This window comes from Aeribacillus sp. SP014, from assembly GCF_054055575.1.
The window spans coordinates 3,856,771-3,869,697 of sequence record NZ_JBSRXI010000001.1 but is presented as its reverse complement, the minus strand read 5'-3'; the positions used below and the strand labels follow the sequence as shown (position 1 = coordinate 3,869,697).

Genomic DNA, 12,927 nt, shown 5'->3' with positions numbered 1-12,927 from the left:
GCAATCCTTCCTCTCTTTCGCACATTTTACTGTTCCATTTTTTCATTGACTGCTGCTTGCTTCCGCTTAAGGGCAATTTCCGCTAATACGTCTTCGATGGCACTCGCTGCCTCATGCTCTCCATATTTACGAAACAATTGACTGGCCTCTTCCAACCGAGGTACCGCTCGGGAAAACGCACCTAGATGTGCCAACGCATTCCCTTGATTAGCTAAAACGCGGGCATATGCTATTGGATCGTCTTTAGAGCGGCGTACTTCGAGCACATCTTCATAAAGAGCTACTGCTTCCCAAAGATTATCTTCAAGATGAGAGGATTTTACATGTTGCAGCGCATTGGCTAGATTGACCGTGGCGCTTGCCCAAAGCTCAGGGTGTTTATCTTTTTTAAAAATGCGTAAAGACTCTCTTAATGACTGGATCGCTGTCGCTGTGCGCAAATAGGCGCTGCGGTCTAAAGACGGAATGGCTAAATACGCTAAAGCAAGATTCATATGAACGGTAGCATACTCTTCTGGATAAGTGTCTTTCCGATATACTTTTAGTGCTTCATGATAACATCTGACTGCTTCTAGAAGAGAACCTTTCCGTCCATCGGCGCCAGTTTGATGTACTGTGCCTAATTGAAACCACAGTTCAGCCCTTGCTTCCTGAAAGGAAGACGTTTCTAAAAGAGAGAGGGCTTTCCGGTATCCTTCTACTGTCTCCTTCCCGCGATCACCAAGCATTTGTTTTGTCGCCGCATATTCCGCGTAAAGGCGAGCGGAAAAAACAGGTGACACGTTTTCTACTGTAGCGGCGGCTTCGGAAAGAAGCGAAAGCCCAGTCGGCCAATCCTTTTGTTGAAACGCGTCGTACGCTTGAGTCGCCAATAAAAACGCCCGTATTTCTCCTGACGCATCGCCAAGCGGTGGGGGAGTTTCAAACAGTTTCAGGCGCCACGCCGCTGCATCCAAAAGCAAGGAGAAATCGTCTGGGAGCACTTCTTTGGCTAAAGTGTATGTATATGTTTGTGGATCTAAAATAAATCGGTTATAAGCAGCTTCCGGTCCTTCCGGCAATAATGTTAGCACCTCGTCTTCGCTTTTTCCCTCAATCGCCGCAGCAAAAAAACGCCAGTTCTCCGGCCAACGATCAGGAAAATGTCCGCGGAGAAGAAGGGATATGAATTGATCTGCATTTGGAACAGGTGGTAGAAGAAAAAAACCTGCCGCTCCAGGAAAAACACCGATTGGCTGTGGCTGCAGCACTGTTATTCCCCCTTTTAAAAACTGTAATTGGAAAAACAACGAAACCTCTAAATAACTAAGATCGGCATGTTCTAACGTACTAACGATTATTGTGCAATTACTCACTCTCGTTTCATTTAGTATGGATATCATCTTATCGTCCTGTCGGCCAGGTCCAAAACTGTTTCTTCATCATGACCATTCAAGTCAAGGGATGAAGCGGCTTATATACTTTTACTTCTCCGACATCGCACAGGAACAAAAAAGTGGCATGCGAAGCGCTCCATATCGTTCATCCCATACAGCGTCACGAATTCCCGGCTGCACACCTTCAGGCAAAATTTCTTGGACAAACATGCTTCGATCTCCACGAGAATTGCGCAGTTTTAACAGCAATCCGCCCGCTCCCAAATGACTTACCGGCATCACCCACAGTTCTTCGTCACGTATTAAAACGATGGCTGTTCCTGTAGGAAACCGCACCGTTTCTTCGGCGGGAATATGAAGATAGCCAGTTGGTGTCAGTTCAAGCTTCACTTTTTTTCCCTCCTAAGCGCTGAAGCAGCTCATCCGCTAAACGATCTAAGGCATTGTCCACCGTTCGAGACAATCCAAATCCGTACGATATGTTTTCGGCTTCGATCAGGAAAACGGTCACTTTCTTCGGGAAGCGGCTTTTTAAAAGCCATCGGCCTAAGGCAATCGCATGATCCCAGCGGAAATCGTGAAGATTAACATCTTTTAGCGGAGGAGTTTCCACCTCTTCACCTGGAATTTCAAAAATCGTGCCCGGTTCATCTCCTGATTTACAGGCATCTACTAGAATCAGCTCCTCTGCATCCCCGATTTGAAAAGCTACATCCATGCCAGCAGTTCCGCCATCAGCCAAACGGACTCCCGGTGGGACCCCATGTTCCCACAATTTGCGGATCAACATGGGTCCCGCCCCATCATCACTTCGCAGCAAATTGCCACATCCAATAATCATAACGTTCATACAAAATTCCTCCTTCTGCAGGCGTACCGTTCCCATTACCATTCTTTGTCTGTTTTACTCGACTATTAGTTTTACAGTTGTATATGAAACGTCTGCTGATATGCTTGCACTGCAGAAAAACACGTCACTTAAAGTTGCATATTAGAGATATCAGCATATATTTATCACTTTATATTTGGCTAACTCTTTATGCGACTTGGCATCATAAGCATGAACGGTGCAAACAAGGCATGAATCATAGCTTTGGGCAATATGAGCCAATTCGACCGGATCTTCAGGATTCTTAATAGGTACGCCGATCATCGCTGTTTCGATAGGTCCGCGCTGACCGTGACGATCACGCGGTCCAATGTTCCATGCTGTCGGAGTGACGACTTGATAATTTTCAATTTTTCCATCTTTAATTTGAATCCAGTCAGCCAAAGCGCCGCGGGCTGCTTCTGTAGCTCCGAATCCGCGTCCTTCAGGCAATTCTTTCGGCTTGATGTAAAATTTTTCGTTTAAATCGATTTGCTTCAACCACTTCTTCATGCGCAAATAATATTTCGCGGCTTCGTGAAGGCGAGCCAACACACGCACCATCGAACTTGGCCCGATTTCTTTAATCAAGTTCAAAAAGAGAGGATCATAATCTTGCCACTCCTCAGCACCAGAGCGGCCAGCAATTACTTGGCGGGCCAACGGACCTACCTCCAGAGGAGTTTCTCCGATGCCTGGAATATCATACCGCGGTGCTTTAGCAAACGTATATTTTCCTTCTTTTTGCCCTTCGATCGGATCCACCGGATCGGTTACTCCTTCAAACGGGTGGTAAGAACCGCTGCCGCGATAGAAAGAATGGGTATGATCCTCGCGTATCCGTGCTTGATCAAAATCATGGAAATTTTCCCCATCAAATATTCCCGAACGGGAAACCAGCGCTGCGTTGCGTCCTTCAATCGTCGGATAGCGGTATTGCTGCGGGTTAAAAAAGCTTCCAGTGGCTAAATAGCGGCCCGGCCCCGCTCCGTATTTGTCCAATCCGATTTCCATGCTATAGCGAATGAATAAGCCAAGATCAGAATTGCGATGTTCCGGCTTCTCATCCAGCCATGCAAGAACATCGTCCCAAGTCTTGTTTTCCAGCCAGCGTTCAGCGGAACAACCAAGAAGAACTTTCTCCAGCCAGTTTTCCCGATAATATTCCAAAATCGAGATAGAGCGAGTAATATCGGACAATGTCGGCGAGCTGACAACGCCTCCCGGAACCATGAAGCTGGAATGCGGCCATTGTCCGCCAAAGATTGCGTAAATTTCCACCGGCTTAGCTGAAACAGTGACGCCAATCTCATAATGCTCTCCCTCAAAAGGAGCCCAACGGCGAACCACTTCATCGTACAGCTTAGAAGAAGCGTAATGTCGATGAGTTAAACCAATTGCGAACAAAGCATAAAACCAACGCGGAATGCTTTGAATCGTTTCCGCCGCTTGAGCAATATTGCGGATGAGCGTAGCATTCGGCGGTACTTCCGTCCCCCAAGCCGTATCGAGCGCATAAACTGCTTTCGTTAGATGGCTGCCGCCGCAAATGCCGCAGATCCGAGGAGTAACAATCAAACCGGCCTGCGGATCTTTTCCTTTTAAAATCATCTCGAAACCGCGGAACATCGTTGCTTCCGTCCAAGCATCTACAACAACGCCATCATCAATGGCTACTTTTACATCCAAATCTCCTTCTACACGACCGAGGGAATGTACTTTAATTTCCAGTTTGTTTGTTTTTACAATAGCCTCTTGCTTTTTCATGTTCTTTAGGCACCTCGTTTCTAAAATGGTTTCCATTAAAAGATATCTGAATCACAGTAAATGGAAATCGTCGATTTCAAACATACAAAATAACTTTCTTCATGCCTTTGTGTAGACGAGACGGTCACTTTTTCCGTTAAGCAACATCAACAAACGGCTTATTCGTGCTTCACCTATGTTCGGTTCCCACTAGATGCTGATGACAAAAGTCGTGATTTTCATTAATGATCATGATCATGGAACAAGCTTCACGTCTTTGTGTAGATAGTCACTTTTTCCGTTAAGTAAGATCACAAACGGCTTATTGGTGCTTCACTCATATCCGGTTCCACTTCATCTTGATGACAAAAGTTGCGAATTTAGTTAATGATCACGGAACAAGCTTCACGTCTTTGTGGAGATGTCACTTTTTCCGTTAAGTAAGATCACAAACGGTTTATTGGTGCTTCACTCATATCTGATTCCACTTCATCTTGATGACAAAAATCCGAATTTCGTTAATATCACGGAACAAACATATCTTCTTTCGCCCATTTCGGCGCCACAGCACGTGCCAATGCCGCATTCACAGAGTAGCTGAGCGGATCGGTGCCTTGTGGTACTTCTTTTGGAATTGAGCCGAGAACTTTTTGCGTTTTAAAAACTGTTCCAGGTGCTAGGTCAAAGAACGGGAACTGAGGCTCCGTACAGCCAATACAAGGCATTCCTGCCCGAGTTTTGGAAGATTGACGGTTCCAAAGAATGCGGTTGCATGGCGAATGAGTCATTGGACCTCGACAGCCTTGCTCATAAAAGAGACATCCTTTTCGCGTACCTTGTCCGAACTCTTCCACCGGCTCTTTCCACTCGAAATACTGCACACGCGTACAGCCCGTTTGGGTAAACGTTTTAAAGAACGTTTGCGGACGTTGAAGATCGTCTAAAACAACATCTTCCAAACGGCCAGTAGCAATGGCTACAAGAATTTGCGTCACCCAGTCGGGATGAGCCGGACAACCAGGAATGTTAATGACTGGGAGTCCACCTTTCGAACGGAACTGTGTACCAAGAAATCCCCCGCGTTCTTCTTTCATATATTGAAGACCAATCGATTCAGACGGATTCGGTTTTGTCGCCGGAATTCCACCCCAGCACGCACAATCACCGATTGCGACAACGTATTGCGCTTTATGGGCGAAATCCCAAATCCAGTTTTTTTTCGGACGGTCCATAAGCATATCATAGTGCCCTGTACCGTCAGGTCCCTGAATAATTGTCCCTTCTACCACCAAGATATCCAGCGGGATTTCGTCATTGAGAATTTGCTCATAAAGGCGGCGAACTTGCTCACCGAACTCCATCGACAAAGAATGGTGATACAAAATGTTAATGCCAAAATCGGTTACTAAATCAATGACCGTTGGCTCTTCCGCATTTAAAAATGATTGAGTGTTTCCATTGCACGCACCGCCGTGCATCCAAAGGAGATTCACCATTTTCTCCACCTCCAAAAAGTTTTGGGCAAGATTTTTCAATTTCAATACCTTGAGTGATTTAAGTCAGAAGGTTCTGATATTTTAAAATACATCTTCGTATAGACGCTCTCCTGTTTAGATGTCTCACTGGTGTTTGGCGACTTGTCGGCTTGATTCAAATCGTTTTCTATTTCAACCAAACAACTCAAAATCATAGTCTTTCGCAGCGTTCTATTCATCTAAAATTTTGCTTATAGAGAGCCGGACGAATGAATAAATGCTGATTTATCCGCTTCCAGTTGTGAAATCCATTCGTCAATTCCTTCTCCTGTGCGAGCAGAAACTTCGTGAATGCGAATGCCTGGGCGCACCTCATTCAATGCTTCATAAAATCGTTTTCGCTGAAAATCTACCGCTTCCGCTAAATCAATTTTTGTGATAATCGCCGTATCAGCACTGTTGACAATAGTCGGATATTTTACCGGTTTATCCTCGCCCTCTGTCACGGAAAAAAGAACTACACGCTGGTTTTCTCCCAAGTCATAACTTGCGGGACAGACGAGATTTCCAACATTTTCGATAAAAAGAAAATCAAATGTTTCCAACTCCCAATCTTGCAACGTTCGCTCAATCATTTCCGCTTCCAGATGGCAAACTGTGCCAGTAGTAATTTGGCGTACTTTTGCTCCACTTTGCCGCAAGCGGTCCGCGTCGTTTTCAGTTGCTAAATCGCCAACTAAAGCGGCTGTTCGATAGCGTTTGCCAAGGCGGGTAAGCACTTCTGTAAGCAGCGTCGTTTTTCCCGCTCCAGGACTGGAAACGAGATTGACGACATAAACGCCCACGTTTTGAAACCGCTTTCTTAATTCTCTAGCAAGGAGATCATTTTTCTTCAAAACATTCTGGCGAATTTCAACAATTCGAGGATTCAAGGTCAAATCATGCATTTTCTTCTCCACCTTCCAAAGCGTACAATTCCATCTCTCGTCCCGCAAGGACTTGGCCAGTTTTTGTGCCGCACGTAGGACAGCGCATAGGAAGCGGTTCAGGCAAAATCCGTTCTTCTTGGCAGTTGGGACAGAAAATGGTCACGGGGACATCTTCAATAATGAGTTTAGCCCCTTCCAAAGAAGTTCCCTGAACAACCACATCAAAAGAAAATTCTAAGGCTTCTTTTACGACACCTGATAATACTCCAAGCTTTAAAAACAGCGCTTTAACTTTCTTTATTCCCGAATTTTCCGCCGCTTCTGCCGCCAATTCAACTAAGCTTTGGGCAATAGACAACTCATGCATCGCTGATCTCCTTCGATAAGTTTCGTGCAAAATTAAGGACGAAATTAAGTGCAGGCTGTACTTCCGGATCGCTTAATGTCCGCATCAGACCAATAATTCCCACACGTTTCGTTCCCGTTTCCGCTGCTTCTTTAGAGGCTTGATACAATGAACGCGACACCTTTCCAATTACTTGCACCGAGCGCACGTCTAAAACATCGGACTTGATCAGCTCTTGAACTTGCGGAGAATCGAGGAATTCTTGCATTTTATGCAACGCGGTTAAAGCATTCTCAAAACGCGTAACATATTCTGGTCTAGATATGCTTTGTCGCAAAAGAACGACAAGTTCATTGATCGAATCAGCAAATTCCGGTCCGCGGCGAAGAAAATTTTCCAGCATATCCAGCAGGAACGTTACATTCTCCAGCTTATCAAGCAAGTGGATTAGCTGCTCCATCGTTCGCGGATCTGAAAGCTTTTCAACCAACAAGTGATCAATGGACGTCTCCATAACCGCTCCTTTCCCGGCCTCCCCCATTTCGATTCCTCCTTCTTGGTTTTTACAGAAAAAAGTGCGTCATTTTGGAAACATTGTTGTCTTTTTTTGCTAGCTGTTAAAATAATAATACAACAATTCAGAATATTTTAACACCATATTTTATAAAAACTATTTCAAGTTTTTGCTTCTTTGCTAATAGAATCATTCGTTGACCATACTGGATATGAAAATATGCAAAGAGGTGAACGAAATAAAAAACTATCAAGTAAAGTTGTTTCAAGAATAGTGATAAGTTGTGGAATAAAATGATGAAAACTGATCAATACCTTTACCGATAAGGGTTAAATAGAATGGGTTTAGTAAAGAGCTTGAAAATTTTAGTATTTTTTGATTCATATTTTCCAAAACTGATCCGGCTCTACACAAGAAACAGAAAGGAATTTTATGGAACATGGATGGAAGGAACGTATTTCAACTCGATTGAAACGTTCTTAATGCTTTCCAGGAGGGTTTTACACATTGCGTTTGCAAGCTTCTTGAAGTGTTTGACATAAGTCAGCCGTCGATTAGCAAGCATCTTCGCAAATTAGATTAATATAATGCAGCAAAACTTTATTTATCAGCATCTAAAGCAAATTAGCAGTTGGATCCTCTATAGACTATAAAATGGGCTTGGACAGTTCCAGTTACTTAAACTATACTGAATGTAACCAATAGAAAGTGTAGCAAAAAATATTTTTCAAAGCGCAGTTTTTGAACTGCCGTGTGAAAAAATAGCAGGTCAATTTCAAAGCGGGGTAGAATGCAGATGGCAGAAGAAATGGAGATCATTGATAAAATCATATCAGATATTCATTCTGGCAGGTATGGGGCCAATGATAAATTACCATCCGAAAATGAGCTTGCTGACTATTTTAACGTTCCGCGAATGACAATCCGCAAAGTATACGAAAGGCTTCAGGAGATGGGATATATTTATTCAAGACAAGGAAAGGGCAGCTATGTAAAAGATCGGCAAATGCAGATTCCGCTTGTTCTTTCCGGGGATGAAAGCTTCAGCAGGAAAATGATTAGACTTGGGCACCATTTCCGATCGAAAAACATTTTTTGCGAAGAAATCGGCTATAATAAAGCAATCTTTCATTCTCTCGGTGCTGAGGAAACGGATCGAGTATTTAAAATAGGCAGGCTGCGCATTGTCAATAATCGACCAATTGCCTTGCATATTTCCTACGTGGCGAAATCCGTATTTGATGATATTGATTTGTATGGCAAGGAAATCACGTCCATGTTTGATTATTATCAAAAGAAAGGCTTCACTGAATTTGAATCGAAGTCAAGCGTGTTAAAGGTTTTATTTCCGACTAAATTCCTATGGGAAATTCTTGAATGCACCAGTTTAATTCCGCTTTTAGTGTTGGAGACAGGATGTATCGATAAAAAAACCGGAACGGTGCTTGAACATACAGAAATTTTTTATCGGAGTGATTGCTTTAACTTTGTTATATAAAAAACTTTTGCTTTCGGGTATGTCCGATAAGTCCCTAAAATCCAACAAGTAGAGGAAAACATGCGTTTTTCTCTGCTTGTTTTTATATGCTTTCGATTTTGGATTGAAAGCAGCAGAGAGATTCATTCAAGGAATCTCTCTTTTTTTGTGTGCTCATTAACATTTTCTTAAAAATGCGTTTGCAAAAAATTAATAGAATTTACTTTTTTTTAAATTTTTTCCACTTGGCAACAAGATATGCTTAAATCAACGGAAGCAAAAAATCATGATGGAGGGGCGGAAATGGAAAGAAGGCGAAGAACAGAAATTTTAATCAACGGAAATAAGAACGTTGCCGCCACATTAGCACAACAAATTTTAGCTAAGTATGAGGTAAAAACGATTGAAAAGCCGGACAACGGTTTAGTAATGGTAAAGGTTCGGGAAACGGCAAAGAACAGTTTGTTCTACTTAGGAGAAGTTTTTGTAACAGAATGTAAAGTGGAAATTAACGGGTATATCGGCATCGGCATATTAAAAGGACATGAGCCGGAATTAGCATACCATTTGGCTGTGGTCGATGCAGCTTACAATGCACAATTGCCAGAAACGGAACGATGGAATGAAGTTTTGTTGAAGGAGGAAGCAGCAATTCATGAGCAAAGAAAGAACTCCTTCATGAAAATTTTGAAGACAAAAGTAAATTTTGAAACGATGGATGTTTAAAAGGAGCAGAGGTTGAATGAAATTAGATTTTATTCACGATATTCAACGTGCATATCGAAAAGTTGTTGATTCCATGTCTAGGCCTGGATTGATAACAAATTTAAAAGATGAAGCGGCCAAAGTAGATCTTGAGGCTGGCTGTTTTCCCTTGACACTTGTTCTGGCTGCAATGCTTCTAGATACTGAAGTGACCTTTAAGGTAGTTTCCGAGAAGGAAGAAGAGACAACTCGCTGGATAAACCAACTAACCTATGCAAAAGCTGATGCGGCAGAACGCGCTGATTTCGTTTTTGTACTTTATGACAAAGCTGAAGATGAACTTGGGCAAATATTACAGCGAGTAAAAACCGGCAGTCTCATCGATCCCCATGATTCAGCAACCATTATTGTTGAGGCAGATGCTGTTACGGATGGGTGCGATTTCAAATTAACAGGTCCGGGCATTGAAGAAGCAAATTATGTAAATGTTTCAGTAAATGGGAATTGGATGGAAGTTCGACAGCAACAAAACGCTGAATTTCCAATGGGGGTTGATTTAATTTTTGTGGACAAAAATCATAATCTCTTATGTCTGCCAAGGACGACGCAAATTTTATCAGAAGGGAGGAAGCTTTGATGGGATATGTGGCAGTGAAAGGCGGAACAATTGCCATTGAGGAGTCGATTAAACGGCTGAAATATGAGCGGTTAAAAAAAGGAGTTGTTCTTGACATTGGCAGAATTGAAGCTGGCCTGCGGGGATTGATTGATCAGGTGATGTCAGAGAGCAGTCTATATGACGAAACCCTTGCGGCGCTAGCGATCAAACATGCTGAAGGCAATCTTGAAGAAGCGGTTTTTCTGCTTCGTGCATATCGATCCACTTTACCGCGCAAGCATTATTCGCAAATAGTTAATACAAAGGATATGAGTATCGAAAGAAGAATTTCAGCTAGTTTTAAAGATATACCAGGCGGCCAAATTTTAGGAGCTACAACTGACTACACTCATCGTTTGCTCGACTTTGACCTCATGGAGGAAACAGATGAAGATGCAGTAAATTGGCTTTCAGCCTATGAGAAGGAAACGCTCGATGAAGTGGATGAAAAACATTTTGGCAAACTGCCAAAAGTAAGTGATTACTTAAGAAAAGAAGGTTTGTTCTCGGAGTGTGTAATGGATAATACAGAGCCTGATGATGTAACGAGAAAAAGCTTGACGTTTCCTTCCACCCGCAGTCAGCGTCTCCAAGTTTTAACGAGAGGCCAGACAGGGGCGGTGACTTCATTAGCTTATGCCGTCATTCGCGGATATGGAAGTCTTCATCCAACAGTAGGTGAACTGCGTGTCGGCTATTTGCCGGTTTACATCGATAGCCCTTTTCATTCATTTAATGGAGAAGACGATGCTTATTATATTGGGGAAATTAAAGCAACCGAAGTCGAAATGTTAATTCCGGAAACAGTTGAGGTCGGGGACGGGAAAAAGGAAATTAAGTTTGAAATCGGATATGGTCTTTGCTTTGGTCAAAACGAAACGAAAGCAATCGCAATGGGGATTTTAGACAATAGTTTGGAGAAAGGAAATAGGGACTATCCGACAGGAGACGAGGAATTTGTCCTTTATCATATTGATTCGGTTGAATCCACCGGGTTTATTTCACATTTGAAGCTGCCTCACTATGTCACTTTCCAATCGAAGCTTGATATTGTACGCAAATCAAAAAGCAAGCAAGAAATGTAAAAAGGAGAGGAATTCATGCAAATCCATTATAATTTTGCTTTTTTCGATGAAGGTTCCAAACGGGAAATTCGAAGAGCCACATTAAAAGCAATTGCCATTCCGGGCTATCAAGTTCCATTTGCATCAAGAGAAATGCCGATTGCACGCGGCTGGGGAACAGGTGGACTGCAATTAACCCTTTCTCTCATTGGCAAAGATGATGTTTTAAAAGTAATCGACCAAGGCTCTGATGAATCCGTTAATGCGGTAAACATTAAAAAATTGGTGATGAAAACGGCGGGCATTAAAACGACGGAGGAGACGCAAGAAGCAACGATCATTCAATCAAGACATCGAATTCCAGAAATTCCTCTTACAGAAGGCCAGATACTTGTATTACAAGTACCACTGCCTGAACCGCTGCGCGATTATGAACCGAGCGAATATAATACGAAAAGGCTTCATGCGGAGAAAGAATACAGCGGCGCATGGCTGATGCTTTTTGAACAAATCATGAAATACGGGCATATGGCTTCGGATTTTGATCATCCTGTGATGGTGGAAAATCGGTATGTCATGGCGCCGAGTCCTATACCAAGGTTTGATAATCCGAAAATGCACTATTCAAAGGCATTAATTTTGCTTGGAGCCGGTCGTGAAAAGAAGATATACGCTGTACCACCATACACGAAAGTCGTTTCACTTGCGTTTGACGATTATCCGTTTGAAGTGGAGAGCTTTGAAGATAAACATTGCAGACTGTGCGGCGCTACGGGAGTATATTTGGATGAATTGTTTAATGAGGAAACAGGTGAAACCTATTACCAATGCAATGATACAAGCTATTGTTTATCAAGATTAAATGAGCAATCAGAATCAAGAGGTGTTCAACATGGATGATTTAAGCAATCCAGTATTATCGGTCAAAAAGTTAAACAAACAATTCGGACCTGGATGCAGCCAATGCGGAAAGGCGGATTCCGCCGTTTTGGTGAAAAACTTTTGCCCTGTCTGCGGTACGGTATATGCTTGCCGTGATATTTCGTTTGATCTCTATCCCGGTGAAGTATTAGGCATTGTAGGTGAAAGCGGCAGCGGTAAATCAACATTAATGAGACAGCTATATTTTGATCAAGAGGCCACAAGCGGTGAAGTGTATATCCGATTTTATCATGATGGAAAAAAAAACGTATTAAACGAGTCCTCCCAACAAAAACGGTACATTCGCAACCATCTGATGGGGAAAGTTTACCAAAATCCGCTTCTCGGCTTGCGCATGAACTTTTCCTCCATCGGCAATATTGCTGAAAAATTAATTGCGGCAGGGAACAGGAATGTTGGACAGATGGTGTTAAGAGGACAAGTGCTGCTTGAGGAGGTAAACATTCCGCTATTTAGGATGAAGGAGGAGCCCCAAAAATTTTCGGGGGGCATGCAGCAAAGAGTTCAAATCGCCAAAGCATTGTCGAATAATCCGCCGATTCTCCTTCTCGATGAAGTAACGACCGGTCTTGATTTGTCCGTTCAAGCAAATGTTTTAGATTTGATACGGAATTTACAGAGGGAACTGAAGATAAGCATGATCGTTGTTTCCCATGATTTAGGCGTTATCAGAATGCTTGCAGACAGAACGTTCGTCATGCTGGAAGGAAAAATTATCGAGCAAGGGTTGACCGATCAAATTTTGGAAGATCCACAGCATCCTTATACACAGCAGCTCGTCCATTCATTATTATGATCAATTTTTTGGACTTGTGAGAATGGAGGAA

Annotated in this window: 14 protein-coding genes and 1 pseudogene; 7 read left to right on the top strand and 8 right to left on the bottom strand. The window is 42.9% G+C overall.

Translation table 11 applies throughout. The features are described 5' to 3' along the window. Window positions 1-26 precede the first annotated feature (26 nt). From ACVIJU_RS18860 to ACVIJU_RS18825, 8 genes are all read right to left on the bottom strand, one after another. Window positions 27-1,250 carry a tetratricopeptide repeat protein gene (locus tag ACVIJU_RS18860; protein ID WP_240326800.1) on the bottom strand — a complete coding sequence of 408 codons (1,224 nt, stop codon included), beginning with the start codon at window positions 1,248-1,250 and terminating at the stop codon, window positions 27-29. A gap of 213 nt (window positions 1,251-1,463) precedes the next feature. Then, window positions 1,464-1,766, bottom strand: coding sequence for a hypothetical protein (locus ACVIJU_RS18855; protein WP_063387613.1), 303 nt, complete (start codon window positions 1,764-1,766; stop codon window positions 1,464-1,466). After that, complete coding sequence (locus ACVIJU_RS18850; protein ID WP_063387612.1) at window positions 1,756-2,226, bottom strand: hydrogenase maturation protease; 471 nt, start codon at window positions 2,224-2,226, stop codon at window positions 1,756-1,758. Before ACVIJU_RS18850 ends, ACVIJU_RS18855 begins: the two co-directional genes overlap by 11 nt. Before the next feature lie 150 nt (window positions 2,227-2,376). Further along, window positions 2,377-4,011 carry a nickel-dependent hydrogenase large subunit gene (locus ACVIJU_RS18845; RefSeq protein WP_066248150.1) on the bottom strand — a complete coding sequence of 545 codons (1,635 nt, stop codon included), beginning with the start codon at window positions 4,009-4,011 and terminating at the stop codon, window positions 2,377-2,379. A 503-nt stretch (window positions 4,012-4,514) separates the two neighbouring features. After that, a complete protein-coding gene (locus tag ACVIJU_RS18840; protein ID WP_117017259.1) occupies window positions 4,515-5,486 on the bottom strand; it encodes an NADH-quinone oxidoreductase subunit B family protein in 972 nt (323 codons plus the stop codon). A gap of 230 nt (window positions 5,487-5,716) precedes the next feature. Further along, on the bottom strand, window positions 5,717-6,412 hold the full coding sequence (gene hypB, locus ACVIJU_RS18835; protein ID WP_063387610.1) for a hydrogenase nickel incorporation protein HypB: 696 nt from the start codon (window positions 6,410-6,412) through the stop codon (window positions 5,717-5,719). Next, window positions 6,405-6,761: a hydrogenase maturation nickel metallochaperone HypA gene (gene hypA / locus ACVIJU_RS18830; RefSeq protein WP_063387609.1), complete on the bottom strand. Its 357-nt coding sequence runs from the start codon at window positions 6,759-6,761 to the stop codon at window positions 6,405-6,407. Before hypA ends, hypB begins: the two co-directional genes overlap by 8 nt. Continuing rightward, a complete protein-coding gene (locus ACVIJU_RS18825; protein ID WP_117017258.1) occupies window positions 6,754-7,281 on the bottom strand; it encodes a DUF1641 domain-containing protein in 528 nt (175 codons plus the stop codon). Before ACVIJU_RS18825 ends, hypA begins: the two co-directional genes overlap by 8 nt. Before the next feature lie 460 nt (window positions 7,282-7,741). Between ACVIJU_RS18825 and ACVIJU_RS18820 the strand changes: the two are divergent. From ACVIJU_RS18820 to ACVIJU_RS18790, 7 genes and pseudogenes are all read left to right on the top strand, one after another. Further along, a pseudogene (locus ACVIJU_RS18820) lies at window positions 7,742-7,837 on the top strand (ArsR family transcriptional regulator); the annotation flags it as partial. Between the two features lie 213 nt (window positions 7,838-8,050). Next, window positions 8,051-8,752: a GntR family transcriptional regulator gene (locus ACVIJU_RS18815; RefSeq protein ID WP_117017256.1), complete on the top strand. Its 702-nt coding sequence runs from the start codon at window positions 8,051-8,053 to the stop codon at window positions 8,750-8,752. Window positions 8,753-9,034: 282 nt separating this feature from the next. Beyond that, entirely contained in the window at window positions 9,035-9,457 is a 423-nt protein-coding gene (gene phnG, locus ACVIJU_RS18810; protein WP_117017255.1) for a phosphonate C-P lyase system protein PhnG, read from the top strand. A gap of 16 nt (window positions 9,458-9,473) precedes the next feature. Continuing rightward, window positions 9,474-10,073 (top strand): phosphonate C-P lyase system protein PhnH, encoded by a 600-nt coding sequence (phnH, locus tag ACVIJU_RS18805; protein WP_117017254.1) that lies wholly within the window; start codon window positions 9,474-9,476, stop codon window positions 10,071-10,073. Beyond that, window positions 10,073-11,179 (top strand): carbon-phosphorus lyase complex subunit PhnI, encoded by a 1,107-nt coding sequence (locus tag ACVIJU_RS18800; RefSeq protein ID WP_117017253.1) that lies wholly within the window; start codon window positions 10,073-10,075, stop codon window positions 11,177-11,179. Before phnH ends, ACVIJU_RS18800 begins: the two co-directional genes overlap by 1 nt. 15 nt (window positions 11,180-11,194) lie before the next feature. Then, window positions 11,195-12,058: an alpha-D-ribose 1-methylphosphonate 5-phosphate C-P-lyase PhnJ gene (locus ACVIJU_RS18795; protein WP_063387915.1), complete on the top strand. Its 864-nt coding sequence runs from the start codon at window positions 11,195-11,197 to the stop codon at window positions 12,056-12,058. Beyond that, window positions 12,051-12,896 (top strand): ATP-binding cassette domain-containing protein, encoded by an 846-nt coding sequence (locus ACVIJU_RS18790; RefSeq protein ID WP_063387914.1) that lies wholly within the window; start codon window positions 12,051-12,053, stop codon window positions 12,894-12,896. Before ACVIJU_RS18795 ends, ACVIJU_RS18790 begins: the two co-directional genes overlap by 8 nt. Window positions 12,897-12,927: the final 31 nt, after the last annotated feature.

Coding starts and splice junctions, on each gene's coding strand:
- ACVIJU_RS18850 (WP_063387612.1), bottom strand. CDS start 2,226: ATGAACGTTATGATTATTGGATGTGGCAATTTGCTGCGAAGTGATGAT.
- ACVIJU_RS18845 (WP_066248150.1), bottom strand. CDS start 4,011: ATGAAAAAGCAAGAGGCTATTGTAAAAACAAACAAACTGGAAATTAAA.
- ACVIJU_RS18840 (WP_117017259.1), bottom strand. CDS start 5,486: ATGGTGAATCTCCTTTGGATGCACGGCGGTGCGTGCAATGGAAACACT.
- hypB (WP_063387610.1), bottom strand. CDS start 6,412: ATGCATGATTTGACCTTGAATCCTCGAATTGTTGAAATTCGCCAGAAT.
- hypA (WP_063387609.1), bottom strand. CDS start 6,761: ATGCATGAGTTGTCTATTGCCCAAAGCTTAGTTGAATTGGCGGCAGAA.
- ACVIJU_RS18825 (WP_117017258.1), bottom strand. CDS start 7,281: ATGGGGGAGGCCGGGAAAGGAGCGGTTATGGAGACGTCCATTGATCAC.
- ACVIJU_RS18815 (WP_117017256.1), top strand. CDS start 8,051: ATGGCAGAAGAAATGGAGATCATTGATAAAATCATATCAGATATTCAT.
- phnG (WP_117017255.1), top strand. CDS start 9,035: ATGGAAAGAAGGCGAAGAACAGAAATTTTAATCAACGGAAATAAGAAC.
- phnH (WP_117017254.1), top strand. CDS start 9,474: ATGAAATTAGATTTTATTCACGATATTCAACGTGCATATCGAAAAGTT.
- ACVIJU_RS18800 (WP_117017253.1), top strand. CDS start 10,073: ATGGGATATGTGGCAGTGAAAGGCGGAACAATTGCCATTGAGGAGTCG.
- ACVIJU_RS18795 (WP_063387915.1), top strand. CDS start 11,195: ATGCAAATCCATTATAATTTTGCTTTTTTCGATGAAGGTTCCAAACGG.
- ACVIJU_RS18790 (WP_063387914.1), top strand. CDS start 12,051: ATGGATGATTTAAGCAATCCAGTATTATCGGTCAAAAAGTTAAACAAA.